Annotated in this window: 18 protein-coding genes and 1 CRISPR repeat array; of the genes, 16 read left to right on the top strand and 2 right to left on the bottom strand. The window is 64.3% G+C overall.

The features are described from left to right. Positions 1-25 precede the first annotated feature (25 nt). Positions 26-1,435 carry an ethanolamine ammonia-lyase subunit EutB gene (locus AC1RCS_RS02955; RefSeq protein WP_492246344.1) on the top strand — a complete coding sequence of 470 codons (1,410 nt, stop codon included), beginning with the start codon at positions 26-28 and terminating at the stop codon, positions 1,433-1,435. Continuing rightward, positions 1,432-2,247, top strand: coding sequence for an ethanolamine ammonia-lyase subunit EutC (gene eutC / locus AC1RCS_RS02950; RefSeq protein WP_492246343.1), 816 nt, complete (start codon positions 1,432-1,434; stop codon positions 2,245-2,247). Before AC1RCS_RS02955 ends, eutC begins: the two co-directional genes overlap by 4 nt. Here eutC and AC1RCS_RS02945 read toward each other — a convergent pair whose 3' ends face one another. Further along, positions 2,248-3,366: a class I SAM-dependent methyltransferase gene (locus tag AC1RCS_RS02945; protein ID WP_492246342.1), complete on the bottom strand. Its 1,119-nt coding sequence runs from the start codon at positions 3,364-3,366 to the stop codon at positions 2,248-2,250. 15 nt (positions 3,367-3,381) lie between these two features. Here AC1RCS_RS02945 and AC1RCS_RS02940 point away from each other — a divergent pair, with 15 nt between their 5' ends. From AC1RCS_RS02940 to AC1RCS_RS02875, 14 genes are all read left to right on the top strand, one after another. Next, entirely contained in the window at positions 3,382-4,167 is a 786-nt protein-coding gene (locus AC1RCS_RS02940; protein ID WP_492246341.1) for an SDR family oxidoreductase, read from the top strand. A 29-nt stretch (positions 4,168-4,196) separates the two neighbouring features. Then, positions 4,197-4,568, top strand: a complete 372-nt coding sequence (locus AC1RCS_RS02935) for a dihydroneopterin aldolase (RefSeq protein WP_218293118.1) — start codon at positions 4,197-4,199, stop codon at positions 4,566-4,568. A 55-nt stretch (positions 4,569-4,623) separates the two neighbouring features. Beyond that, positions 4,624-6,435, top strand: a complete 1,812-nt coding sequence (locus AC1RCS_RS02930) for an LTA synthase family protein (RefSeq protein ID WP_492246340.1) — start codon at positions 4,624-4,626, stop codon at positions 6,433-6,435. A gap of 52 nt (positions 6,436-6,487) precedes the next feature. Continuing rightward, positions 6,488-7,414, top strand: a complete 927-nt coding sequence (gene ttcA, locus AC1RCS_RS02925; protein WP_492246339.1) for a tRNA 2-thiocytidine(32) synthetase TtcA — start codon at positions 6,488-6,490, stop codon at positions 7,412-7,414. Positions 7,415-7,477: 63 nt separating this feature from the next. Continuing rightward, entirely contained in the window at positions 7,478-8,089 is a 612-nt protein-coding gene (locus AC1RCS_RS02920) for a DUF4136 domain-containing protein (protein ID WP_492246338.1), read from the top strand. Positions 8,090-8,149: 60 nt separating this feature from the next. Then, positions 8,150-8,788: a histidine phosphatase family protein gene (locus tag AC1RCS_RS02915; RefSeq protein WP_218340554.1), complete on the top strand. Its 639-nt coding sequence runs from the start codon at positions 8,150-8,152 to the stop codon at positions 8,786-8,788. Further along, the gene (locus AC1RCS_RS02910) at positions 8,772-9,941 is read left to right on the top strand and encodes a DSD1 family PLP-dependent enzyme (protein WP_218293113.1); all 1,170 of its coding nucleotides are present in this window, start codon (positions 8,772-8,774) and stop codon (positions 9,939-9,941) included. The genes AC1RCS_RS02915 and AC1RCS_RS02910 overlap by 17 nt, the downstream gene beginning before the upstream one ends. A gap of 87 nt (positions 9,942-10,028) precedes the next feature. Beyond that, a complete protein-coding gene (cas1f, locus tag AC1RCS_RS02905) occupies positions 10,029-11,018 on the top strand; it encodes a type I-F CRISPR-associated endonuclease Cas1f (RefSeq protein WP_492246337.1) in 990 nt (329 codons plus the stop codon). Further along, on the top strand, positions 11,015-14,554 hold the full coding sequence (gene cas3f, locus AC1RCS_RS02900; protein ID WP_492246336.1) for a type I-F CRISPR-associated helicase Cas3f: 3,540 nt from the start codon (positions 11,015-11,017) through the stop codon (positions 14,552-14,554). Before cas1f ends, cas3f begins: the two co-directional genes overlap by 4 nt. Positions 14,555-14,599: 45 nt before the next feature. Next, on the top strand, positions 14,600-16,009 hold the full coding sequence (csy1, locus tag AC1RCS_RS02895) for a type I-F CRISPR-associated protein Csy1 (RefSeq protein WP_492246335.1): 1,410 nt from the start codon (positions 14,600-14,602) through the stop codon (positions 16,007-16,009). Then, a complete protein-coding gene (gene csy2 / locus AC1RCS_RS02890; protein ID WP_492246334.1) occupies positions 16,006-17,097 on the top strand; it encodes a type I-F CRISPR-associated protein Csy2 in 1,092 nt (363 codons plus the stop codon). Before csy1 ends, csy2 begins: the two co-directional genes overlap by 4 nt. Before the next feature lie 58 nt (positions 17,098-17,155). Continuing rightward, positions 17,156-18,184: a type I-F CRISPR-associated protein Csy3 gene (gene csy3, locus AC1RCS_RS02885; protein WP_492246333.1), complete on the top strand. Its 1,029-nt coding sequence runs from the start codon at positions 17,156-17,158 to the stop codon at positions 18,182-18,184. A 13-nt stretch (positions 18,185-18,197) separates the two neighbouring features. After that, positions 18,198-18,773 carry a type I-F CRISPR-associated endoribonuclease Cas6/Csy4 gene (cas6f, locus tag AC1RCS_RS02880; RefSeq protein ID WP_492246332.1) on the top strand — a complete coding sequence of 192 codons (576 nt, stop codon included), beginning with the start codon at positions 18,198-18,200 and terminating at the stop codon, positions 18,771-18,773. A gap of 131 nt (positions 18,774-18,904) precedes the next feature. Beyond that, positions 18,905-21,640: a CRISPR direct-repeat array (repeat unit 28 nt; unit sequence GTTCACTGCCGCATAGGCAGCTCAGAAA). 77 nt (positions 21,641-21,717) lie between these two features. Next, positions 21,718-23,571, top strand: coding sequence for a lysoplasmalogenase family protein (locus AC1RCS_RS02875; RefSeq protein ID WP_492246331.1), 1,854 nt, complete (start codon positions 21,718-21,720; stop codon positions 23,569-23,571). Here the strand turns inward: AC1RCS_RS02875 and AC1RCS_RS02870 are convergent. Next, complete coding sequence (locus AC1RCS_RS02870; RefSeq protein ID WP_492246330.1) at positions 23,513-24,424, bottom strand: hypothetical protein; 912 nt, start codon at positions 24,422-24,424, stop codon at positions 23,513-23,515. The two genes, AC1RCS_RS02875 and AC1RCS_RS02870, sit on opposite strands and share 59 nt — an antisense overlap. Positions 24,425-24,465 lie beyond the last annotated feature (41 nt).

Genomic DNA, 24,465 nt, shown 5'->3' with positions numbered 1-24,465 from the left:
ACTGGGCCCACTTCCATCCTTGCCGATGCCTGCGACCTACCACCACACCGTCAGCGGCCAGCGCTGGTCGTTCTGCGACCTGCGCGAGGTGATGGCCAAGGCCACGCCCGCGCGCTCGGGCGACACGCTGGCTGGCATCGCGGCCAGCTCGGCAGTGGAGCGCATGGCCGCGCGCATGTGCCTGGCCGACGTGCCGCTGGCGCGCTTCCTGAACGAAGCGCTGGTGCCTTACGAGGTCGATGAGGTCACGCGCCTCATCATCGACACGCACGACGCGGCGGCTTTTGCCCCCATCGCCCACCTCACCGTGGGCGGGCTGCGTGACTGGCTATTGGCCGCAGACCCGGCCGCCCTGACCGCCGTGGCACCGGGCCTGACGCCCGAGATGGCGGCCGCCGTGAGCAAGCTCATGCGCAACCAGGACCTGATCGCCGTGGCGCGCAACTGCCGCGTGGTCACGCGCTTTCGCAACACCCTCGGCCTGCCGGGCCACCTGGCCGTGCGCCTGCAGCCCAACCACCCGACCGACGATGTGCGTGGCATCGCGGCGTCGATGGTCGATGGCCTGCTGTACGGCGCGGGCGACGCGGTGATCGGCATCAACCCGGCGACGGACAGCATCGCGGCCCTCACGGGGCTGGTGCACATGCTGGACGACGTCATCACCAAGCTGCAGATTCCCACGCAGTCATGCGTGCTGACCCACGTGACGAACACGGTGCAGATGATCGAGCAGGGTGCGCCGGTGGACCTGGTGTTCCAGTCCATCGCGGGCACCGAGAAGGCCAATGCGGGTTTCGGCGTGAACCTGGCCCTGCTGCGCGAGGCGCGCGGGGCGGCCCTGTCCCTGAAGCGCGGCACGGACTTTGGCGATGGCCGGGGCGACAACGTGATGTACTTCGAGACGGGCCAGGGCAGCGCGCTGTCGGCCAACGCCCACCATGGCGTGGACCAGCAGACCTGCGAGGCGCGGGCCTACGGCGTGGCGCGCGCGTTCTCGCCGCTGCTCACCAACACGGTGGTCGGCTTCATCGGCCCGGAGTACCTGTACGACGGCAAGCAGATCATCCGCGCGGGCCTGGAAGACCACTTCTGCGGCAAGCTGCTGGGCGTGCCGCTGGGCTGCGACGTCTGCTACACCAACCATGCCGAGGCCGACTCGGACGACATGGACACGCTGATGACGCTGCTGGGCGTGGCGGGCGTGGCCTTCATCATGGGCGTGCCGGGGGCGGACGACATCATGCTCAACTACCAGAGCACTTCCTTCCACGACGCGCTGTACCTGCGCGAGGTGCTGGGTCTGCAACGCGCGCCCGAGTTCGAGGCCTGGCTGCAGCACATGCACCTGGCCGATGGCGCGGGCCGGCTGCTGCCTGCCGCACAGCAGCAGGCCGCCATTGCGCAACTGCGGCAGATCGGGATGCGGAGATGAGCGAGTCAGCCCCTATCACCGGCCCTCTGCCCGACCCCTGGGATGACCTGCGCGCCCACACCGCCGCGCGGCTGGCGCTGGGCCGCGCGGGCACGGCCGTCCCCACGCGCGAGCTGCTCCGTTTTGGCCTGGCCCACGCGCAGGCGCGCGATGCCGTGCACCTGCAGCTCGGCGCGGAGGCGCTGGCGGCACAAATCAGGGCGCTGGGCTGCAGCACGCTGCAGGTGGCCAGCGCCGCGCCCGACCGCGCCACCTACCTGCTGCGGCCCGACCTCGGCCGGCGGCTTGGCGATGCGGATGCGGAGCGGCTGCGTGGTCTGGGAGACGGCCACACACGCTGCGACCTGCTTGTGGTCGTGGCCGACGGGCTCTCGTCCGTGGCCGTCGAGCGCAACGCCGTGCCCCTTGTGGAAACCATCGTGCGCACCGCGCCGCAGGGCTGGCGGATCGGCCCGGTGGTCGTCGCCACCCAGGGCCGCGTGGCGCTGGGCGACGAGGTGGGCGCGCTGCTGGGCGCACGCCTGGTGGCGGTGCTGATCGGCGAACGCCCGGGCCTGAGCTCGCCCGACAGCCTGGGCATCTACCTCACCTGGCACCCGCAGGTGGGCCGCAGCGATGCCGAGCGCAATTGCATCTCCAACGTGCGGGCCGAGGGGCTGGCGCCGTCGGCTGCCGCAGCACGCCTGTGGTGGCTGTGCCAGGAGGCCCGGCGCCTGGCCCTGACGGGCGTGGGCCTGAAGGACCGCAGTGATGGCGTGGTGGTGGGGAGCGCGGCAGGCAAGGTGTTGCCCCGCGGGCCCGCCGCGGCCTGACTACAGCCGGTGCGACCGGTCCCCGTGCACGAACCCCACGGGCTCCCACGCCTCGCCCGCGCCGAGGGCCAGCACCTTGAACAGCTCGCCCATTTCATGCTCCATGATCAATTTGGCCGCTATCGCCCGCTGTGCTTGCGGTAGTTGCTCCATTTTTTGTAGCAACCCGCAGTTGATGAGGAAGTGCGCCTGCGTGGTGTAGCCCAGCACGTTCAACCCGGCCTCCTGCGCGGCCAGGGCCATGGCGGTGAAGTTGACATGGGCGGTGATGTCCTTGCGCCCCACTTCCACCAACGGGTCGCCATCGGCCTGGTGGCCCTGGTGGCACATCACCGTGCCCATGTGGCGCTGGGGGTGGTAGTACTCGCTCTCGCCAAAACCGTAGTCCAGCAGGAAGGCCGCGCCGCGCGTGAGCCGGTCGGCCAGCGTGCGGATGAAGCCCTCGCCCTGGGCGTGGATCTCGGTCAGGTAGTCCTGCGGGCCGTCGATGTCGACGGGCGGGCGCAGGCCGGTGGGGACGTCGGCCCAGGCAAAGCTGCCGTCAGCCTGCACCACCACGCCGCGCTCGTGCCACGCCCCATTCTGCTGGCCGCCGTGGCGGGCGAGCAGTTGCACGGGCATGGCATCGAGCACTTCGTTGCCCACCACCACGCCGCTGAATTGGTCGGGCAGTGCATCCACCCAGCGCAGCTTGTCGGCATGCGCCACCAGCTTGGCCTGCTGGCGGGCCCGCAGGCTGCCCGACAGATCGACGATGGTGTAGCGCCGCACCTGGTCGCCCAGGGCATCCAGCAGTTGCAGCGCCAGCGCGCCTGAGCCCGCGCCAAACTCCCACACCTCGGAGGTACCAGTCTGCGCCAGGGCCTCGCCCACCTGCACGGCCAGCGCCTGGCCGAACAGCGGGGTCATCTCAGGTGCGGTGACGAAGTCGCTACCGGACTCGGGCATGGCGCCGAACTTGGTGGAATCGTTGGCGTAATAGCCCAGGCCCGGGGTGTACAGGGCCAGCGCCATGAAGCGGTCAAAACCCAGCCATCCACCCTCGGCGGCAATGGCCTGGGCAATGTGCTGGTGCAGGGCGGTCGTTAAACTGTCGGGTCTTTGGGTCACGGCCCGCATTGTCTCCCACCCCACATGTCTCACCCCGCCCCCACACGCACCGTTCTGGTCACAGGCGCCGCCAAGCGCCTGGGCCGCAGCATTGCGCTGGCCCTGGCGGCGGGGGGCTGGCAGGTGGCGGTGCACTACCGTTCATCCAAGCAGGATGCTATCGATACCGTAGCTGCTTGCGCACAGCTGACATGCGCCAGCGCCCATTTTGACGCTGATTTCGAGGACGAGGCCGCCGTGCGTGGCCTGCTGCCCCGCGTGGTGGCGCACTTTGGCCGCGTGGATGCGGTGGTCAACAGCGCCTCGCTGTTCGAGCACGACAACGCCGCCACCTTTGGCTTTGCCGCGCTCGAAAAGCACCTGCGCAGCAACACCGCCGCCCCCGTGCTGCTGGCCCAGGCGCTGCACCAGCACGTGGCCGACCGCGTTGCCAAGGGCGAGGCCGACGCGCAGGGCGCCGTGGTCAACCTGCTGGACCAGAAGCTCTGGAACCAGAACCCCGACTTCGTGAGCTACACGCTGTCCAAGGCGGCGCTTGAAGCCGCCGGCACCATGCTGGCGCTGGCCCTGGCACCGCGGGTGCGCGTGGTCGGCGTGGCGCCCGGCCTCACGATCACGAGCCACATGCTGGTGCAGGAAAAGTTCCAGCAGCTGCATGCGCTGAGCCCGCTGGGCCGATCGTCCACGGCCGAGGATGTGGCCGCGACCGTGAAATTCGCGCTGGAGAACCGCTCGATCACCGGCACCACGCTGCTGGTCGACGGCGGCCAGCACCTGATGAAGTTCGAGCGCGACTTCTCCATGATGTGAGCACATGCTCACGCAGAAAGCATCCATCCATGAACAACGCCGCTGGCACCCAGATCCTCACGCTCACCGGACTGCGCTTTGACGCCAACCTGGGCATCCTGTCGCATGAGAAGACGACGCCGCAGCCCATCCAGGTGGATGCCGAGCTGAGCCTGGGCGTGCAGCCGCTCACGCCGCGCGACGACGACATCCTGCATGTACTGGACTACCGCAAGGTGCGCCAGATCATCATCGACGAATGCCGGGCCGAACATGTGAACCTGCTCGAGAGCCTGATCGGCAAGCTGGCCCACCGCCTCATGCAGCTGCCCGGCGTGCTGGGCGTGCGCGTGAAGATCGCCAAGCTGGAGATTTTTGATGACTGCGAAGTGGCGATTCGCGTAGAGACAGGACAGTGGTGAGAAGTGACTTCATTGAAGTCCAGATAGCTCAGACAGATTCCGGGAAAAATAGAAAATGATCCGTGCTCAAAAAGGAAGAAGACTCCACGTTCTTCTTCTTTTATTTACCATAGCATTCGTCTGCCTCATATGGCTGCGATTTGAATCCGTAAACAAATCCGTCATCAACTACACAGACTGCAGCAGCAACTGCTTCAATCTGATTGTCCCCACCTATGACGCGGGGATATTCGGTTTTCTGATTGGCCTCATTGGAATAACACAGTTATCCCCAAGATATCTGAAATACGCATTGTCAGGCATTGGCGTATTCATGATCGCCATCTATTGCGTCGATTTGTTCGTGTTTTTGCTCCTACACCATCGGCTCAACATCCCTGACATCATCAGATACTCTGGCGAGGTAAAGCTCAATGGCACTGTTGCGGGGCCCAAGATATTCTCACCGTCGGGGTTTTTTCTAATAGGCCTGTTCTTTCTATCCACTGCCATTTTCCTCAGCATGGCATTGAGAAAGAAAACCAGCAGAACCTTGGGGATCGTACTGATCGCCGCCGCCCCCGCTTTTTTTGCCTTGCGCTTCCTGCCAGAGGACTACAACCATGTATCGTCCAATCTCTACAAGGACGTGGTGACGAATAATTTGCCGGATGGCATTGACACCCCTTTTTCTGAAGATTTCCTGTCCAGCCTCGAGAAAAAGAAAAAACCCCCGAGCGTCTGCACGCCTTCAGATCACCGCTCACAGCCTTTGATTCTGCTGGTGGTGGAGTCTCTTTCCGTATACCAGAGCAAGTACCTATCCGGGATCAACGACTACACGCCCGAACTCGACGAAATAACCAAAAAATACAGTCATATCGGCAATTTCTATGCAAATGGATTCACCACGGACGGCGGCCTCATTGCCTTATTGACCGGCAAGGTACCTTTGCCCAACATCAATCGCTACAGCAGCACAAATGCGTACCTGGGGTACGAACGATCAGAACAGGATCCGATCGAGAGGATCTTGCAAGAAAAAATCCCGGTCAACTACTTCCGGTCTGCGGACCAAGGATTCCTCAACACCGGCAATTGGCTTCGAAAAATAAAATTCCCCTATGTGGAAGGCCCGGAGAACCCTTACTACAATGGAATGGTCAGAGGCTCATTCAACGAGCCGGGGGATGCCGCGCTCTATCAACGGTACCTGCAATGGTATGACAAGGAGCGGGATAACAGCGTATTCTTTTCTGTTATCCAGACCACGACGACCCATCCTCCTTTTGTCATCCCCGGATCCGAAGATCGAGGAGAAGAGGCAGCCTTTCGCTATGCGGACAGGGAATTGTCCAAATTCATCCATTCACTTGAAGACCGGGGATACTTCAAGGATGGCACTCTTGTCATTACGGGCGACCACAGGAGCATGACCGCTCGGCGACCGGGCGAAACGGAATCAATTGGCCCGGATGCCCATGCACGCGTTCCTGCAATCATTATTAGTGCGAAACACAAAGGCCTCGGAACCATTCAAGGATCCTGGCAGCAAAAGGACTTTATCCCATCGTTGCTTTCAACCCTGGGATTGGATTCATGCACAAGTGATTTCGATGGCCGATTCCTGGGAGCGATGAGAGAGCCAAAGTACATCATTCATGTTCAAGGCATGGAGCGCGACCGATTGTTGGTGAGAATTCGGGGATATAAAGAACCCTTCAAGATTCAAATGGATGGCGACCGAACCCGCTGGCATGGCACTGCCCCGCCTGGAGGCCAATACAGCGAGGTCATCGACGAGATCAATCGCCAACGGGCGCTGCTCCCAAAATCGGAAAGGGATTTGGCTGCAGGTCTACTGAGATGGCATGGACTCACAAATTGATTCAAGAAAGACTTGTGCCATTTCCTTGAACCCTGAAAATATGGACATTCTCATGCCGACGCTCACTTCCCATACTGACGCTGAACACTCACCTGGTGTTCTCAAAATCGAGCGCGAAACGCACAAGCTCGAGAAGCGCCTGTGCCGCGAGGTCGGCAAGGCCATCGTCGACTTCAACATGATCGAGGAAGGCGACAAGGTGATGGTCTGCATGTCCGGCGGCAAGGACAGCTATGCCCTGCTCGACATCCTGCTCAAGCTCAAGGCGCGGGCGCCCATCCACTTCGACCTGGTGGCCGTCAACCTCGACCAGAAGCAGCCCGGCTTTCCCGAGCACGTGCTGCCCGAGTACCTCCGGAGCACCGGCGTGCCGTTCCACATCGAGAACGAGGACACGTACAGCATCGTCAAGCGCCTGATCCCCGAGGGCAAGACCACCTGCAGCCTGTGCAGCCGCCTGCGCCGGGGCATCCTGTACCGCGTGGCCGACGAGCTGGGCTGCACCAAGATCGCGCTGGGCCACCACCGCGACGACATCCTGCAGACCCTGCTGCTCAACATGTTCTTTGGCGGCAAGATGAAGAGCATGCCCCCCAAGCTGGTGAGCGACGACGGCAGGCACGTGGTGATCCGCCCGCTGGCCTATGTGGCCGAGAAGGACACCGCGCGCTGGGCCGCGCACCGCGACTTCCCCATCATCCCCTGCAACCTGTGCGGCAGCCAGGAGAACCTGCAGCGCAAGCAGGTGGGCGAGATGCTGCGCGAGTGGGAGAAAAAATTCCCCGGCCGCGTGGAGAACATGTTCAACGCCCTGCAGAACGTGGTGCCCTCGCACCTGCTCGACGGCGGCCTGTACGACTTCAAGAATGCCAAGGCCACGGGCGTGGCGAACGAGGACGGCGACAAGGCCTTCGACAAGGAGGAGTTCTCGGCGCCGTCGCCCTCGCTGCCGGGTGTGCAGGTGGTCCAGCTATCGTGAACCTCCCGGGTGCCGCAGCACTCTGACGGGAATCTCTTTTCCTTCCGCCCAGGAGGCTTCACCATGACGCGCCGATGGATTTCCACCCTGTTCCTGCATGCGGCCGCGGCCGCCCTGATGGGCTGCAGCAGCGCCCCCCGGATCGTCGAGGGCCAGGTGCAGAGCTTTTCCACCCTGGCGGCCCTGCCCACGCCCGCCACCTACCGCATCGAGCGCCTGCCATCGCAGCAGACGCCGTCGTTCGACCCGATCGCCACCCTGGCTGACCAGGCGCTGGCGCGCGCGGGCCTGCAGCGCGACGAGACCGCCCCCCGGCTGCTCGTGCAGATCGGCGCCCACGCCGACGCCGTGCCGCGCCACGACCCCTTCCGTCCGTACGGCCCCTACGGCCCCTATCCCTGGGGTTTTGGCGGCTGGTACGGCCGGGGCTGGGGCATGCAGGGCGCCTGGCGGTTCAGCGAACCCACGCCCCTGCACCGCCGCGCGGTCAGCATCGTGCTGCGCGACGCGGCCACGCAGGCCGTGGTGTACGAGACCTCCGCCGTGCACGAGGACGTGTGGGTGAGCGACCCGGCCGTCTATGGCGTGCTGTTCGATGCCGCACTCAGCGGATTCCCCAAGCCGCCCGGCGGGGTACGCCAGGTGCGGCTGCCGCTGGCGCCGCCCGCGCCCTGAAGAACGCTCACCAAACACTGTTTCATTTCCGCCCGCCCGCCCACACACACCGCCACCTGCATGCACGCCACCCGCATCGTCGCCATCCGCCACGGCGAAACCGCCTGGAATGTGGACACCCGCATCCAGGGCCACCTGGACATCCCCCTCAACGACACCGGCCTGTGGCAGGCCGACCAGGTCGCCCGCGCCCTGGCGGGCGAGCCGATCGCCGCCATCTATACCAGCGACCTGCAGCGCGCCCACGCCACGGCCCAGGCCGTGGCCCGCGCCACCGGTGCGCCCCTCACGGCGGAGCCCGGCCTGCGCGAGCGCAGTTTCGGGCATTTCCAGGGGCGCACCTTCGCGCAGATTGAGGCCGAGCTGCCCGAAGATGCCCTGCGCTGGCGCAAGCGCGATCCGCACTACACGCCCGAGGGCGGCGAATCGCTGGTGGCGCTGCGCGAGCGCATCGAGCGCACCGTGACGGCCCTGGCCCAGCAGCATGTGGGCGAGCAGGTGGTGATGGTGGCGCACGGCGGTGTGCTGGACGTGCTGTACCGCCTGGCCACCCGCCAGGACATCCAGGCGCCGCGCACCTGGCAACTCTCCAACGCGGCCATCAACCGGCTGCTGTGGACCCCGGATGGCCTGACCCTCGTGGGTTGGGCCGACACCCAGCACCTGGACAACGCAGCGCGCGATGAAACCCATTCCTGACGCCCTCCAGGCCACCGTCGGCCTGCGGGTGGACCTGATCGATACCCCTTCCCTCGTCATCGACCTGGACGCCATGGACCGCAACATCCAGCGGATGGCCGACTTCGCGCGCAAGCACCAGGTGCGCTGGCGCCCCCATGCCAAGCTGCACAAGAGCGCCGAACTCGCGCTGCAGCTGCAGCGCGCGGGCGCCCAGGGGGCGTGCGTGCAGAAGGTCGCCGAGGCCGAGGCCCTGGCGGCGGGCGGCGTGGACGACATCACCATCACCAACCAGGTCATCGCCATGCCCAAGCTGCACCGCGTGGCACGGCTGGCGGCCCTGCTGGCGGCACGGGGGGGCCGCCTGGGCCTGGCGGTGGATCACCTGGAGGGCATCGAACGCCTGAACGAGGCGATGGCGCAATCCGGCAGCGACGCGGGCATCGACGTGCTGGTCGAGATCGACGTCGGCCAGGGCCGCTGCGGCGTGCCGCCGGGCGAGGCCGCCGTGCCGCTGGCACTGGCCGTGGCGCGCAGCCCCCGCCTGCGTTTTGCGGGGCTGCAGGCCTACCACGGACGTGCCCAGCACCTGGCCAGCACGGTGGGCCGCAGGGAGGCCATCGCCGCCGTGGTGCGCGCCGCGGAACACACGCGCCAGCTGATCGAGGCCGCCGGCGTGCCCGTGCCGCTGGTCACGGGCTCGGGCACCGGCACGCTGGTGCACGAGGCGGCCAGCGGGGTGTTCGGCGAGCTTCAGGCGGGATCCTTCCTGTTCATGGACGCCGACTACGCGCGCAACGAACGCGAACCCGCGCAGCCCCCGTTCGAGCACGCGCTTTTCATCAAGACCCAGGTGGTATCGGTGCGCGACACCCATGCGGTGTGCGACGCGGGCCACAAGAGCCACGCCATCGACTCCGGCCTGCCCACCGTGGCCCTGCTGCCCCCGGACCGCGCGCTGCGCTTTTCCAATGGAGGCGACGAACACGGCGTGCTCCACGCCGATGGCCCCAAGGCCCGCCTGCCCGCGCTGGGCCGCATGCTGTGGCTCATCCCGGGGCACTGCGACCCCACGGTGAACCTGCACGACTTCATGACCGGGGTGCGCGGCGGCCTGGCCGCGGGCGTGGTCGAGCGCATCATCAGGGTTGATGCCAGAGGCGCGTTGACCTGAAGCAATGCACGGCACCAACGCAGCGCAAAACCATCGCGGCACAAAAAATAGAGTGATCTGTCTCCTGTTTTGGGCAACACTGATGCCATGGAGACCATTGCATCGTCTGACCTCAAAACGATCCTGCATTCCCAACGGGCCAACCTCTACTACCTCGAACACTGCCGGGTCTTGGTCAATGGAGGCCGGGTTGAATATGTCACCGACTCGGGTAAACGCAGCCTCTACTGGAACATCCCTATCGCCAATACCACCAGCATTTTGCTGGGTACGGGCACGTCCGTCACACAAGCGGCGATGCGCGAGTTGGCCAAGGCCGGGGTGCTGGTGGGATTCGCAGGCGGTGGAGGAACACCCCTGTTCAGCGCCAATGAGATCGACGTAGAGGTAGCGTGGTTCACCCCCCAATCCGAATACCGCTCTACTGAGTACTTGCAGGCCTGGGTCCGTTTTTGGTTCGACGACGATCTGCGCCTGATGGCCGCCAAATCATTGCAAACACAGCGCCTGAAACGTCTGCGGGAGCAATGGACCACGCGTGTGCTGCGCGATGCTGGATTCGCAGTGGATGCGCAGCGCCTTGACACTCTGGTGGAACAATTCACCCAGCGCATTGCGAAGGCGCCAGATGTGACCGTCCTGCTCACCGATGAAGCCAGCTTGACCAAGTCGCTGTTCAAGCTGGCCGTGGACGCCACTGGCTATGGCGACTTTGTCCGCGCCAAACGCGGCGGCGGCACCGATGTGGCGAATCGGTTTCTGGACCACGGCAACTATCTAGCCTATGGCCTGGGTGCTACAGCCACCTGGGTGCTGGGTCTGCCACACGGTCTGGCAGTGCTGCATGGCAAGACACGGCGGGGCGGATTGGTGTTTGATGCCGCAGATCTCGTGAAAGACGCAACCATCTTGCCCCAGGCATTTCTGTCCGCCATGCAGGGGGACGATGAGCAGCAGTTCCGGCGCCGTTGTATTGAAGCACTCACGCGCAGCGAATCGCTGGATTTCATGGTGGATACGCTCAAGGCCATTGCCACCACAACGGCACGGCATGCCGCCCAAGATATCCGGCCATGAATGTGCTGTTTATTTCGCAGTGCAGCAAGCGCGCACTGACAGAAACGCGCCGCATCCTTGACCAGTTCGCCGAGCGGCGTGGCGAGCGCTCATGGCAGACCCCTATCACTGCAGCCGGGCTGGATACGGTTCGCAAGTTGTTGCGAAAGACAGCGCGCAAAAACACCGCCGTGGCCTGCCACTGGATTCATGGCAAAGACCACAGCGAAATGCTGTGGGTCGTGGGTGACAACCAACAGTTCAACGCGGAAGGTACAACCCCCACCAACACTACAGCCAGCAATGTGCTGCGCGCCAGCGACGAAAACACCTGGCACCATCTGCCGCTGGTGACTTCCTTGGCCGCTTTGGCGGCTTTGCTGCACGACCTGGGGAAAGCGACGCAGGCTTTTCAGGACCGGCTGCGAAGCCTAGGGGTACCTCAACGCAACCACTACCGGCACGAATGGGTGTCGGTGCGGCTATTCCAGGCATTTGTGGGCCAAGGCGACGATGCCAGCTGGCTACAGCGGCTGGCGGCTTGCGCCGACGCGGAAACAGATACCCAAGCCTTTGAAGCGCTGTGGCTGGATCACCCAGGCGGGCGCTTGCTGCGCGACGGTCTGGACGAGCCCCGCGCCACGCAGCACCCGCCCTTTGCCCAACTGCCGCCCCTGGCCCAGGCCGTGGCCTGGCTGGTGCTCACCCACCACCGTTTGCCCTGCCTGCCTGTCAAGCAACCCAATGGCAGCTGCGATGAAGATCGCAACACCCCCCACGCAGAGCACCGGCGCTTTGGCGCGCATCCGAGCTTCATCAACTCCAACCAACTGGATGATGTGCTGGCCCGCATCAGTGCCGACTGGAATGAACCTCGCGAGCATTCCGACCACGCCACCGTGCAAGCCCACTGGCACGTCCCCCATGGTCTGCCAGTCACCACCACCGCGTGGCGCAAACAGGCCTCCCGGTATGCCCGCAAGCTGCTGGTGTTGTCGCAAGCCCTCACCCAACCCCTCGCACTGCACGACCCGTTTGTCATGCATGTCTCGCGCCTGTGCCTGATGCTGGCCGACCACCACTACTCCAGCCTCACCGACAAAGCCGCACGGACGCCCTACCTCAACGAAGGCTATCCGCTGTATGCCAACACCCTCAGCAGCAACTATCAAAATGACGGCTTCCAGCGCTTGAGTGGAAAGCGCCAGAACCCACTTTTCAACCAAACCCTGGATGAACACCTGCTGGGCGTGCAAGCCCACGCCACGTTGGTGGCACGCTCCCTGCCCAGCCTCACGCACAGCCTGCCCGCGCTCAAGAACCACAAGCCCCTCAAAAGACGCAGCACCGACCCGCGCTTTGCCTGGCAGGACAAGGCGGCCGACCTGGCCACCGGCGTGCGTGTCCATGCAGCGCGCCAGGGAGCCTTCATCGTCAACATGGCGTCCACCGGCTGTGGCAAGACGCTGTGCAATGCGCGCATCATGAACGCGCTGGCCGACCCTGCCACCGGAATGCGCTGCGCGTTTGCCATCGGACTGCGCACACTCACGCTGCAAACGGGGCGCAGCTTCCAAAACGACCTGGGCCTGGGCGAAGAACAACTCGCCATCCAGGTCGGCGGCGCCGCCAGCCGGGCCTTGTTTGAATACTGGGAGCAGCAAGCCGAAGCCACGGGTTCGGCATCGCGCCAGGACTTGCTCGACGAAGCGGGCACCGTGCTCTACGAAGGCAACGACCAGCACCCGCTGCTGCAGCGCCTGACGGACGATGCCAAAGCCCGTGCGCTGATTGCCGCGCCGCTGTTGGCCTGCACGGTGGACCACCTCACCCCCGCCACCGAAAGCCTGCGGGGTGGCCGCCAGATCGCGCCCATGCTGCGCCTGCTGACGGGGGACCTGGTGCTGGACGAGCCCGACGACTTCGACATGGCGGACCTGCCCGCCCTCACCCGGCTGGTGCACTGGGCAGGCCTGCTGGGCAGCCGTGTGTTACTGTCATCAGCCACGTTGCCGCCCGCGCTGGTGGAAGGGCTGTTTCTAGCCTACCGCGCCGGGCGGGCCGTGTACCAGCAGCACCGCAGTGAGCGGCCCGGCGAGAGCGTCAATGTGTGCTGCCTATGGATCGACGAGTTCCACCAGACCACACAAGACTGCGGGGACGGAGCCACCTTCCGCGAAGCGCACACCCAGTACGTGCACAGGCGGGTGGCAAAACTGAAGCAGGCCGAAATACGCCGTCTCGCCCAAATTGCCGCCCTGCCCGACAACTGGCACAGACTGGACGAAGCTGAACGCTGCAAAGACTTTGCCCGCTTGGCGCTAGCACACGCGTGGGAGCTACACCAGCAGCCCCAAAATCACAGCACCGACGCCAGCGGCAAGCGCGTGAGCCTGGGTCTTATCCGCATGGCCAACATCGCCCCGCTGTACGACGTGGCACTGGGCATGCACGCAGCCGATGCCCTACCACCCGAGCTGCAAGGCAAGGTCCGCATTCACCTGTGCGTGTACCACTCGCAGTTCCCCCAGCTGCTGCGCTCAGCCATCGAGCAACAGCTGGACACCCTACTCAACCGCCGTGGTGTCAAGGAGGGCCACGACCCCGCGCTGCACCGCCCAGCCCTGCGCGCGCTGATCCACGCCCACCCCGAGCCCCACCACCTGTTCGTCGTGCTGGGCAGCCCCGTGACCGAAGTGGGCCGCGACCACGACTACGACTGGGCCGTGGTCGAGCCCTCGTCCATGCGCTCGCTCATCCAGCTGGCCGGACGCGTGCGGCGGCACCGGCCCGGGGCAGTGGGTGGGGTCAACATGGTAGTGCTGGACAGCAACCTGCGGCACTTCAAAGACAAGAGCAAAGCGGCGTTTTGCAAGCCAGGCTTTGAGATGGACCCACAGCCGTCAGGGTCGAGCGACGCCGCGCAGAACTTCTACCTGCTCAGCCATAGCCTGCGCCAACTGATGGCTCGGTCAGTAAAAGATGATGAACCGTGGGCGGTGGATGCCCAGCCGCGCATTGAAGTTGCCAGCGCGCAATACCACCCCCGCCGCCATTGGGCCGACCTGGAACACGAGCGCATGCGAGATGCCATGTTGCAACGCTCTGCGGCCAGCAAATACACCACCGCCCCAGAGCGCGCGGCCTTCCTGCATTGGGCGCATCCCGGTCATCTGTGGCTCACTGGCCTGCTGCCACAAGTCCAGCGCTTTCGCTACGACCCACAACAACGCGACGACGTGGCCCTGCTACCGGATGAGGAAGAAGAAACGCTGCGCCTGCACCGCGTACAAGACGGGCAACGGCGCTACGACAAGCTCTACGTGCCCATCCACCAAAGCCTGTGCCATCCGGTGCCCGCAGCGCAACTGGCGTCATCCAGCGTATCGCCCTGGCCGCAGGTGGGTTTGATGGAGGAACTGGTTGCACTCGCACAAGCGCAGGGCTTGTCGCTAGAGCGCTGCGCAGAACGCTATGCCACCGCCACCTTGCCTGCATCGCAGGCGGGCTGGCGGTGGCACGAACAACTAGGTTTCAACAAAAAGGAGGCGTCTTGATGACAGTGAGGCACCGAAGACACAACCCACCAGGAGAGCCAAGGCATGCCAACGAATGAAGCACCGCCCACATTCGGCAACTACCGCGATGCAATCCATGCCTTTCTACAAGAACGGCTAAGTAGCAAGCTGGAAAAGCTCAATACCGACGAAGAAGGCAAACGCGCAGAGCTGATTGCACAGCATCAACTCACCGCATGGCTGGAAGATGCCGCACGCCGCGTGCCGCAAATCCAGGCCGTCACCCACTCCCTCAAACCCATCCACCCCGATGCGCGGGGCACCAACCTCTATGTGGAGCCCCGCACCCTGCCCTCGCTGGTCGAGCTGGGCAGCCACGCGTTAGGTATGCGCTTTGTGGGGGATGTGGTGGGCAACGCGGCGGCGCTGGATGTGTACAAACTGCTCAAGCTGGAAGTGAACGGGCGCAGCTTGCTCACCGCCCTGCTGGCACACGATGGAGACGCGCTGGCTGCCCTGCATGCCGACCCGACGCAAGCCCAGGCGCTGCGCGATGCTTTCGTTTCACTGACCGAGCCCCGCGCCGAAGGCCCCAGCAGCCATACCCTGGCTAAACAGCTGTATTGGCTGACAAGCACCGACGCCTGCGACGATGCCCACTACACCCTGCTGGCCCCGCTGTACGCCACATCGCTGGCGCATGCAGTACATGCCCAGGTGCAAGAGGACCGCTTTGGCGAAGTCAACAAGACCGCCCGCCAAGCACGGCGCGAGCGCAAGGCGCATGACGGTGTGTTCCGTGACTACCCCGGCTTGGCCGTGCAGAACATGGGCGGCACCAAGCCGCAGAACATTAGCCAGCTCAACAGCGAGCGGCGGGGCATGAACTACCTGCTCTCGTCCCTGCCGCCGCAATGGCAGGCCAGCGCGGTGCGGCTGCCGGTGCACGCATCTTCGGTGTTCGACAAGCTGTTCATCGCCCGCCCCGAGGTACGCCGCGCAGTGCGGGCGCTGCGGGTTTTCTTGGAATCCGACCCCGACGCCAACCTGGCGACCCGTGAGCGGCGCGAGGAGTTGCTGGACTCGCTGGTGGACGAACTGGTGTCGCTGGCCGCTGAGCTGCAGCAAATCCTGCCGCCGGGGTGGAGCCGCGATGACGAGCGCTTTGAAAAGCTCGATTACGCAGAGACGCTTTGGCTGGACCCACTGCGCGCAGAGATACCCGAAGAGGCCCAATTTGCACATGACTGGTTGTACATGGATTGGCCTGCAGCCATCGGCAAAGCCTTCGGCAACTGGCTCAACGCGCAACTGCGCGGCAAGCTGCCCATGGGCGATGCCGAAGCACGCGAGTGGAAGAAAGTGCTGCTGACCGATGAAGATGGCTTCAAGCAGCAGTTGCGCGAGCTGCGCGACAAGCTGGATGCGCCGCACTACATCCCCATCCGCAAAACACATGCGGAACTGGTGGCACTGCGGGAGGAGAACCCATGAGCCAACAGCAACCCCAAGCCATCCTCGTCCTGCCCCACCTGCGCATCCAAAACGCCAACGCCATTGCCAGCCCGCTCACGCACGGCTTCCCGTCCATCACGGCATTTACTGGCGTGATGTGGGTGCTGGAGCGCAAACTGGCGCAGGCCGGTGTACCGCTGCAGTTGCACGGCGTTGGCGTGGTTTGCCACCACCACCAGGAGCAGGTCACGCAGGGCTACGTGCGCAGCTTTAACCTGACGCGCAACCCCGTAGACAAAGACGGCAGCACGGCGGCCATCGTGGAAGAAGGACGCATGCACCTGCAGATCACGCTGGTGCTGGCCGTGTCGGAAAAGCCCGTGCCCGGCACACCCGCAACGCTGGTGCAAGGCAGCGACACGCAACTGGCTGACTGGGCAAAGAAGGCAGGCGACATCCTTGCCGGCATGCGCGTCGCGGGCGGAAGTGTGCTGCCATCTCGCCCCATGCCGGGCAAGCGGGTGCGGCCATGGATGGCCATCGTGCCCGAAGACCCCGAGGCCGCTGCCATCGAGTTTCGCAAATGGCGTCGGCAATGGCTGCCTGGCTTTGCCTTGGTGGGGCGCGACGACCTGCTGGCCCAACGCCTGAAGCACCTGCGTACCACCCAGCCCGACGCCACGCTGCTGGACGCCTGGCTGCATGCGGCCCGCTTCAACCACCAGCCATTGCCCAGCGCCGACGGTGCATCAGCACCCGATGGCAAGGTGACCTGGGGCGATCCGCTGCGCAAAAAGGGCAGCGGCTGGGTGGTGCCCATCCCGGTGGGCTATGCCGCCCTTACCCCGCAGGCCCATGCCGCAGGCACGGTGCGCAATGCGCGCGACGCCACGGTGCCGCTGCGGTTTGTGGAGTCGGTCTATGCGCTGAGTGAATGGATCAGCCCGCACCGCCTTACCCACCTGGGCCAATTGCTGTGGCATGCCGAAACCGATGAGGCCCAGGGTCTGTACCGCTGCCGCAATGGCTATCAGCCCGCGCCAGAGGCCGACGCAACCACAAACGTCCATAGCCAAGTCGACACGCTCGATGACTGGGACGACGCCGAGGCCTACGACTACACCTGAGCCGGAAGCACCGCTCGTTCACACGCAACAGACACCCCATTTTTGAAGGATTGACACCATGACCGACATCAAACTCACCACCGCTTCCGTCCTGGCTTTTGAACGCAAACTGGACCCTTCCGACGCCGTGTTCCACGCCGGCCGTTGGGAAGACCGCGCCCAGTCGCACGCCTGGCAGCCCGTAGTGATCCGCGAGAAGTCCGTGCGCGGCACCATCAGCAACCGCCTCAAGGCCAAAGACCAGGACCCCGCCAAGCTCGATGCCGCCATCGAGAACCCCAACCTGCAAACCGTAGACGTGGCCGCCCTGCCCGCTGAGGCCGACACGCTCAAGGTGCAGTTCACGCTGCGCGTGCTGGGCGGTGCGGGCACACCATCGGCCTGCAACAGCGCGGCCTACCAGACCAAGCTGCTGGCCACGGTGCAAGGCTATGTGCAGCAGCACGGCTTTGGCGAACTGGCCCGGCGCTACGCGGCCAACCTGGCCAATGGCCGCTTCTTGTGGCGCAACCGCGCGGGGGCGGAACAGGTGGACGTGACCGTGGAGCAGATGCAGGACGGCCAAGCTGCAACAACATGGCCTTTTGATGCCCTGGCGCTTAATACACGGTCGGTAGACGCTATCAATACAGAAGCAAAAGAACTCGAAGAACTGGGCCAGGCCATTGCGGCCGGGCTGGCAGGATCGGCCCATGTGCTGCTGCGGGTAACGGCTTTTGTGCGGCAGGGCGCGGGGCAAGAGGTGTTCCCATCGCAAGAGCTGATTCTGGACAAGGGCAGCGCGGGCAAGAGCAAGACGCTCTATCACGTGGACGGCGTCGCCGCCATCCATTCGCAAAAAATCGGCAACGCCATCCGCACCGTCGACACCTGGTACGAAGGTGCCGAAGAACTCGGCCCCATCGCGGTGGAGCCCTACGGCTCTGTCACCACCCAGGGCAAGGCCTACCGCCAACCCAAGCAGAAGCTGGACTTCTACACCCTGCTGGATAACTGGCTGCTGAAAGACCAAGTGCCGCCCGCAGAGCAGCAACACTTTGTGATGGCCGTGCTGATCCGTGGCGGTGTGTTTGGCGACGCCAGCTGATGCGCGAGGCGCCATGACCACGCACTACATCGACATCACCCTGCTGCCCGACCCGGAATTCAGTCACGCGCACCTGCTGGGCGCGCTGGTGGCCAAGCTGCACCGGGCGCTGGTGCAGGGGCAGACCACCGACATCGGTGTGAGCTATCCACAGCACGTGGGCCAGCCCCTGGCCCGCCGCACCTTGGGTGCAGTGCTGCGCCTGCACGGCATGCCAGATGCGCTGCAGCTCCTGATGGGGCAAGACTGGCTCCGGGGCATGCGCGACCACACAAAGGTAAGTGAACTGCGCACCGCGCCCACCGACGTGCAGCACCGCACCGTGCGCAGGCGCCAATTCAAAACCAACGCCGACCGCTTGCGCCGCCGCCGCATGCAGCGCAAGGGAGAAACCGCCGAACAAGCCACAGCCGCCATTCCCGATAGCGCAGAACGCCGCCCGGACTTGCCATTTGTGCAACTGCGCAGCAACAGCACCGGCCAACCGTTTTGCCTGTGCGTGGAGCACGGGCCGCTACAGGCACAGCCCGTTTCTGGAGGCTTCAACGCCTACGGCCTAGGGCACGAAGCCACGGTGCCCTGGTTTTAATACCCTTTTTCCAAGGCTTGTGGCGAAGCCTTGTGAATCAACCACTTACAGAACACCTCGGAAATTGGGGTGTTCTAGTTTGGATGGGAAATGTTCTTTAAAAATCAGTTACTTGCAGCGCTAGACTGCCAGTTCACTGCCGCATAGGCAGCTCAGAAACCACTGCAGGATGCGGCTGCGGATGGCATGGCTGTTCACTGCCGCATAGGCAGCTCAGAAATGATTGACCCAGGCGGACGCCGAATTGATGCAGTTCACTGCCGCATAGGCAGCTCAGAAAGCACATCGATCAAGCGCTCATCGGCCCAGTCCGTTCACTGCCGCATAGGCAGCTCAGAAATCGGTCACACCGGGGATGCGTGTCCAGTCGTCGTTCACTGCCGCATAGGCAGCTCAGAAATTCGTCCACGATGGCCAGACGGGCGGGCTTACGTTCACTGCCGCATAGGCAGCTCAGAAAGACAACCATTCGGTGAACTGGGCCTCGGGAAACGTTCACTGCCGCATAGGCAGCTCAGAAATATGCGGCTCGTCTTGCGGCGAGCAATGGAAAGTTCACTGCCGCATAGGCAGCTCAGAAAATCGTGGTCGGCGGGCTGGGGTGCTGGAGTAGGTTCACTGCCGCATAGGCAGCTCAGAAACGCCCAGGTTGGCGCTCTTGGGCTTGTTGAAGGTTCACTGCCGCATAGGCAGCTCAGAAATGCAAGTCAGGCAAGACCCGCCACCCTCGCGAGTTCACTGCCGCATAGGCAGCTCAGAAACATGCCCGCTTGCTTATAGGCGAGCTGCAGGCGTTCACTGCCGCATAGGCAGCTCAGAAATTGAGATCAGCAGTGAACTCGTCCACGGCTGCGTTCACTGCCGCATAGGCAGCTCAGAAAATGTCGGTGCTGAAGAACAGCGAGGCCGTGCTGTTCACTGCCGCATAGGCAGCTCAGAAAAGAGCGCCGCGAGCGTCACACAGCGAGAAGCTGTTCACTGCCGCATAGGCAGCTCAGAAATGATCGCATCCCATGGCCCGCGCCTGCCGTTCGTTCACTGCCGCATAGGCAGCTCAGAAAGTCACAGGCCAGCAGATAGCTGACATGCTGGCGTTCACTGCCGCATAGGCAGCTCAGAAAACGGATGAGGAGCGTGCAGCGCTGAATGCCCGGTTCACTGCCGCATAGGCAGCTCAGAAAACCACCACTTCATAGGGCGGGTAGCCCGTGGCGTTCACTGCCGCATAGGCAGCTCAGAAAGTTGGCGCAAGTCGGTGTGCGTGGAGGAATTCGTTCACTGCCGCATAGGCAGCTCAGAAACCAGCCAGCAACGGCAGATGCGATGGATGCTGCGTTCACTGCCGCATAGGCAGCTCAGAAATCTGGTTGTTGATGTTCGGATCGCCGCGAGCTGTTCACTGCCGCATAGGCAGCTCAGAAAACATCCCGCACCAGCTGATTGAGCGAGAAATAGTTCACTGCCGCATAGGCAGCTCAGAAAAACTTGTGAGGGAGTTTTCTGAATGACCCGCAGTTCACTGCCGCATAGGCAGCTCAGAAAAAGCAGAACGAACGCGACCTATCGCCCATGGCGTTCACTGCCGCATAGGCAGCTCAGAAATTCCGTGCGTCCATGGGTTACCGGATTTCGGAAGTTCACTGCCGCATAGGCAGCTCAGAAAAGAGCGGACTTGATAGACACCCGCTCGGAAAGGTTCACTGCCGCATAGGCAGCTCAGAAAAGCTTGGCGCGCAGTAGGCGCACTTCTGAAATGTTCACTGCCGCATAGGCAGCTCAGAAAGTCAGCGGCGCGGATCGTCAGCTCACCGCTGGGTTCACTGCCGCATAGGCAGCTCAGAAAGTCACGGCGCCAGCGATATTGCCCGGCCTCAAGTTCACTGCCGCATAGGCAGCTCAGAAACATGGCAAAGGGCGCTTCGGGCGAAGACGGTGGTTCACTGCCGCACAGGCAGCTCAGAAAGCGCGAACTTTGCAGCCCGGGGCGATCAAGTCGTTCACTGCCGCATAGGCAGCTCAGAAAGTACGCCGGAATGACGGCCACCGACCCGCCGCGTTCACTGCCGCATAGGCAGCTCAGAAAAGAAGGGCATGCCGGTAATCGGTGCGCTGTCGCGTTCACTGCCGCACAGGCAGCTCAGAAAGTTGTGCTGTTTGTCAGTTCGATACCCCCGCCGTTCACTGCCGCATAGGCAGCTCAGAAAATCAGGTCGTAGGGCGCGCCCTGGTTGCGATCGTTCACTGCCGCATAGGCAACTCAGAAAAGTCACAGTCACGGTATTGACGTTCGCCGTGAGTTCACTGCCGCATAGGCAGCTCAGAAAGCCGTGCACACGTCTGCACTCCACAACCCCCTGTTCACTGCCGCGTAGGCAGCTCAGAAAATCAAATACAAGGCCGCGCTGAGCTACTACAAGTTCACTGCCGCATAGGCAGCTCAGAAAACAGGGGGCGGGACGCCGTTCGGTGGGCCGTCGTTCACTGCCGCATAGGCAGCTCAGAAAAATGAGCAACGGAGAGTTGAGGCGCCACATTCGTTCACTGCCGCATAGGCAGCTCAGAAATTTCCGCCACCAGCGGCGATGGGAGGGGCGGCGTTCACTGCCGCATAGGCAGCTCAGAAAATCTTTGCGCCTTGATCGCCCGTCATGCCCAGGTGTTCACTGCCGCATAGGCAGCTCAGAAAAATGAATGCCGGAAGCAATTCAGCAGGCCTCGAGTTCACTGCCGCACAGGCAGCTCAGAAAACCAGCTGGGGCAGCTTGATCAGGCGGTAGATGTTCACTGCCGCATAGGCAGCTCAGAAAGACGCGGCAGTGCCCACCCAACCCGATGCGCTGTTCACTGCCGCATAGGCAGCTAAGGGAAAAATCACATCAGAAGATCACGACTCAGGGTTGATGCCAGAGGTGCATTGGTCCGATTGGGGCAAGAATGCTGCGGCATGAGCCCCAGCCAGATCATCGTTCTCGCCACCCCCGTCTTCTTCCTGCTGATCGCCATCGAGCTGGTGGTGGGCTACCGGCGCCGGCGCAATACCTACCGGCTGGCCGACGCGGTCAGCAGCATCAGCCTGGGGATGCTCAGCCAGACGAGCGCCGTGTTCACGCGGCTGCTGCGCATTGGCATCTACACCGCCCTGTTCGAGCACGTGGCCCTGTGGCGCAACGACGCGTTCTGGACCAGCCTGCCCGGCTGGCTGCTGGCGCTGGTGTTCTACGACCTGTGCTACTACTGGCTGCACCGCATGGGGCACGAGTCGGCGGTGCTGTGGGCGGCGCATGCCGTGCACCACCAGAGCCAGGACTACAACCTGTCCACCGCGCTGCGCCAGACCAGCTCTGGCGCAGCGCTGGGCTGGATCTTCTATGTGCCCATGGCGCTGGCGGGCGTGCCGCCGCTGGTGTTTGCGGTGGTGGCGCTCATCGACCTGCTCTACCAGTTCTGGGTGCACACCGAGCAGGTGGGGCGCCTGGGCTGGTTCGACCGCTGGTTCTGCAGCCCCAGCAACCACCGCGTGCACCATGCGGTGAACGACGCCTATCTCGACAAGAACTACGGCGGCATCCTCATCGTGTGGGACCGCCTGTTCGGCACCTTCAAGGACGAAGACGACCAGGACCGCTGCGTGTACGGCACGCGCGGCCTGCTCAACAGCTGGGACCCGCTGTGGGCCAATGCCCAGGTGTACGCGGGCCTGGCGCACGACAGCTGGCATGCGCGCAGCTGGGCCGACAAGCTCCGGGTGTGGCTCAAGCCCCCGGGCTGGCGGCCCGCCGATGTGGCAGAGCGTTTTCCGAAGCCCGCATTCAGCATGGCGCAGATGCAGCTGTACCACCCGCCGATGGCACGCGCGGTGCAGTGGTTCGCGCTGGTGCAGTTCGCGCTGCTGCTCACGGGGGTGGCGGCCTTTCTGTGGCAGGCCGACAGCGCGCCGCTGGCCAGGAACGCCGTCTGGTTCGCCACGCTGTTGGTCGCACAGTGGGCGCTGGGCGCGGTGATGCAGGGGCGCATCGGCATGTTGATGGCCCTGGTGCTGCAAAGCGGCGCGCTGGCCACGGCCACCAGCGCGCTGGGGTTCGTGCAGTGGCACTGGGTGTTCAAGCCCCTGACCATGGTGATTGCTATTGTCTTGGTAGCTGCCAGCGCTTACCAGTCAAGCGACAGGGGCAGATTTGGATCAAAAACCCTGGCACTGCTGGGTGCCGCGCTGGCGGGGTCGCTGGCGGGCGATGTGTTTCTGATGTTCGAGGGCTTTTTCATCCCCGGACTGGTGAGCTTCCTGGTGGCCCATCTGTTCTATGTGGCGCTGTTCAAGACCGGGCAGCGGTGGTTTCCGCACCGCGGCGCGCTGGCGGGCACGCTCGGTGTCGGCGTGGCGATGTATGCCTTTCTGTGGATGGGCGGGTTGCCCGCCGCGCTGCGGGGGCCGGTGGCAGCCTATGTGCTGGTGATTGCACTGATGGCCGCGCAGGCCATCGGTCGGGCCAGCGTGCTGCGCGATGGAGCGTCGGTGCTGGTGGCGGTGGGGGCGGTGTTCTTCATGCTCAGCGATTCCCTGCTGGCCACCCACCGCTTCGTGCAGCCCCTGCCGTGGTCGCAGGTGTGGGTGCTGGGCACCTACTACGTGGCGCAGGCGTGCATCGTGGCGGGGGTGCTGAAGGCGTTGCTGGTGCCTGCGCTCGAGGCCACGGCGCCTGACAGCCCGCCGGTCGTTGTTGCTTCTGTTCCTGTCGTGGCTAATGCGACCACGTGCGGGCCAGCGCTGCGGCCGGAATGTACGCCGCACCCGCAATGAACAGCACACCGGCGAGGGTGAACGAGCCGGCGCTCAGCAACCACAGCAGGGTGTCGGCGTTGTACCAGCCAGGCCGCGCCTGCAGCAGGGCGACCATGGCCGCTTCCTGCACGGCAATCAAGCCCCGCCCGGCGGTGTAGTGGTACACGGCGCCTCCCAGGGCCCAGAAGCCGGTCAGCACCAGCGCCAGGCCATAGAAGGCGTACCCGGTGCGCCATCGCTTGGTGGAGCCTGCCGTGCACCACACACCCAGGCAACCGGCCAGCACCGCACCGGCCACCAGCCAGGCCTGCAGGCGGTCGCTGGCCACCGGCAGCAGCCAATGCCAGGCCCAGGGCAAGGGCGCCAACAGCCATTCCGATTGCGCGGCCAGCCCCGGCCAGCGCTGCGCAGGCAGGTCCATGGAGAAGCGCGGCCTGTCCACCATCCACAGCACAAAGGTCACCGGCACCAGCACGGCGAACAGGATGTAGGCGCTGGCACGCCACACCAGCAGGCGGTGCGACCACGCGGCGGTCGTCCTGCCCCGCCTGTGGCCGTCGATCAGGTGCAGTGCCAGGCCTGCCACCAGTGCGGCCTCGGCCACCGCCGCGCACACGGCGACGCGGCCGCGCAGGTCGGCAAAGCCTTCCAGCACAAAGATGGACAGCTGGCCATAGATGAGCGCGCCCAGCGCATGCAATGCGACCGTGCCCGCCAGCAAGGCCACGGCGCAGGACCGCAGGAACTGTTGCTCGGGCACGGTCACGGGTCCGTCCGACCCCGCCCAGCCCCGCGCAGCGCGCGTCCGGACCTCGGCGCGCAACTGGCGGCGTCGGTCGCTCTTCTTGGGATGCTTGCGCGGTGTTGCCATGGCGGTGCTGCGCGGCCTGGGCGGCGGCGGACGTGAAGGTC

It is taken from the genome of Acidovorax sp. GW823-FHT01C06 (assembly GCF_058798375.1).
The sequence above is the reverse complement of the archived record's forward strand: the minus strand, read 5'-3'. Positions and strand labels throughout refer to the sequence as shown.

Bases quoted from the DNA above. Each gene is read 5' to 3' on its own strand.
- AC1RCS_RS02955 (WP_492246344.1), top strand. From the start codon at position 26: ATGCCTGCGACCTACCACCACACCGTCAGCGGCCAGCGCTGGTCGTTC.
- eutC (WP_492246343.1), top strand. From the start codon at position 1,432: ATGAGCGAGTCAGCCCCTATCACCGGCCCTCTGCCCGACCCCTGGGAT.
- AC1RCS_RS02945 (WP_492246342.1), bottom strand. From the start codon at position 3,366: ATGCGGGCCGTGACCCAAAGACCCGACAGTTTAACGACCGCCCTGCAC.
- AC1RCS_RS02940 (WP_492246341.1), top strand. From the start codon at position 3,382: ATGTCTCACCCCGCCCCCACACGCACCGTTCTGGTCACAGGCGCCGCC.
- AC1RCS_RS02935 (WP_218293118.1), top strand. From the start codon at position 4,197: ATGAACAACGCCGCTGGCACCCAGATCCTCACGCTCACCGGACTGCGC.
- AC1RCS_RS02930 (WP_492246340.1), top strand. From the start codon at position 4,624: ATGATCCGTGCTCAAAAAGGAAGAAGACTCCACGTTCTTCTTCTTTTA.
- ttcA (WP_492246339.1), top strand. From the start codon at position 6,488: ATGCCGACGCTCACTTCCCATACTGACGCTGAACACTCACCTGGTGTT.
- AC1RCS_RS02920 (WP_492246338.1), top strand. From the start codon at position 7,478: ATGACGCGCCGATGGATTTCCACCCTGTTCCTGCATGCGGCCGCGGCC.
- AC1RCS_RS02915 (WP_218340554.1), top strand. From the start codon at position 8,150: ATGCACGCCACCCGCATCGTCGCCATCCGCCACGGCGAAACCGCCTGG.
- AC1RCS_RS02910 (WP_218293113.1), top strand. From the start codon at position 8,772: ATGAAACCCATTCCTGACGCCCTCCAGGCCACCGTCGGCCTGCGGGTG.
- cas1f (WP_492246337.1), top strand. From the start codon at position 10,029: ATGGAGACCATTGCATCGTCTGACCTCAAAACGATCCTGCATTCCCAA.
- cas3f (WP_492246336.1), top strand. From the start codon at position 11,015: ATGAATGTGCTGTTTATTTCGCAGTGCAGCAAGCGCGCACTGACAGAA.
- csy1 (WP_492246335.1), top strand. From the start codon at position 14,600: ATGCCAACGAATGAAGCACCGCCCACATTCGGCAACTACCGCGATGCA.
- csy2 (WP_492246334.1), top strand. From the start codon at position 16,006: ATGAGCCAACAGCAACCCCAAGCCATCCTCGTCCTGCCCCACCTGCGC.
- csy3 (WP_492246333.1), top strand. From the start codon at position 17,156: ATGACCGACATCAAACTCACCACCGCTTCCGTCCTGGCTTTTGAACGC.
- cas6f (WP_492246332.1), top strand. From the start codon at position 18,198: ATGACCACGCACTACATCGACATCACCCTGCTGCCCGACCCGGAATTC.
- AC1RCS_RS02875 (WP_492246331.1), top strand. From the start codon at position 21,718: ATGAGCCCCAGCCAGATCATCGTTCTCGCCACCCCCGTCTTCTTCCTG.
- AC1RCS_RS02870 (WP_492246330.1), bottom strand. From the start codon at position 24,424: ATGGCAACACCGCGCAAGCATCCCAAGAAGAGCGACCGACGCCGCCAG.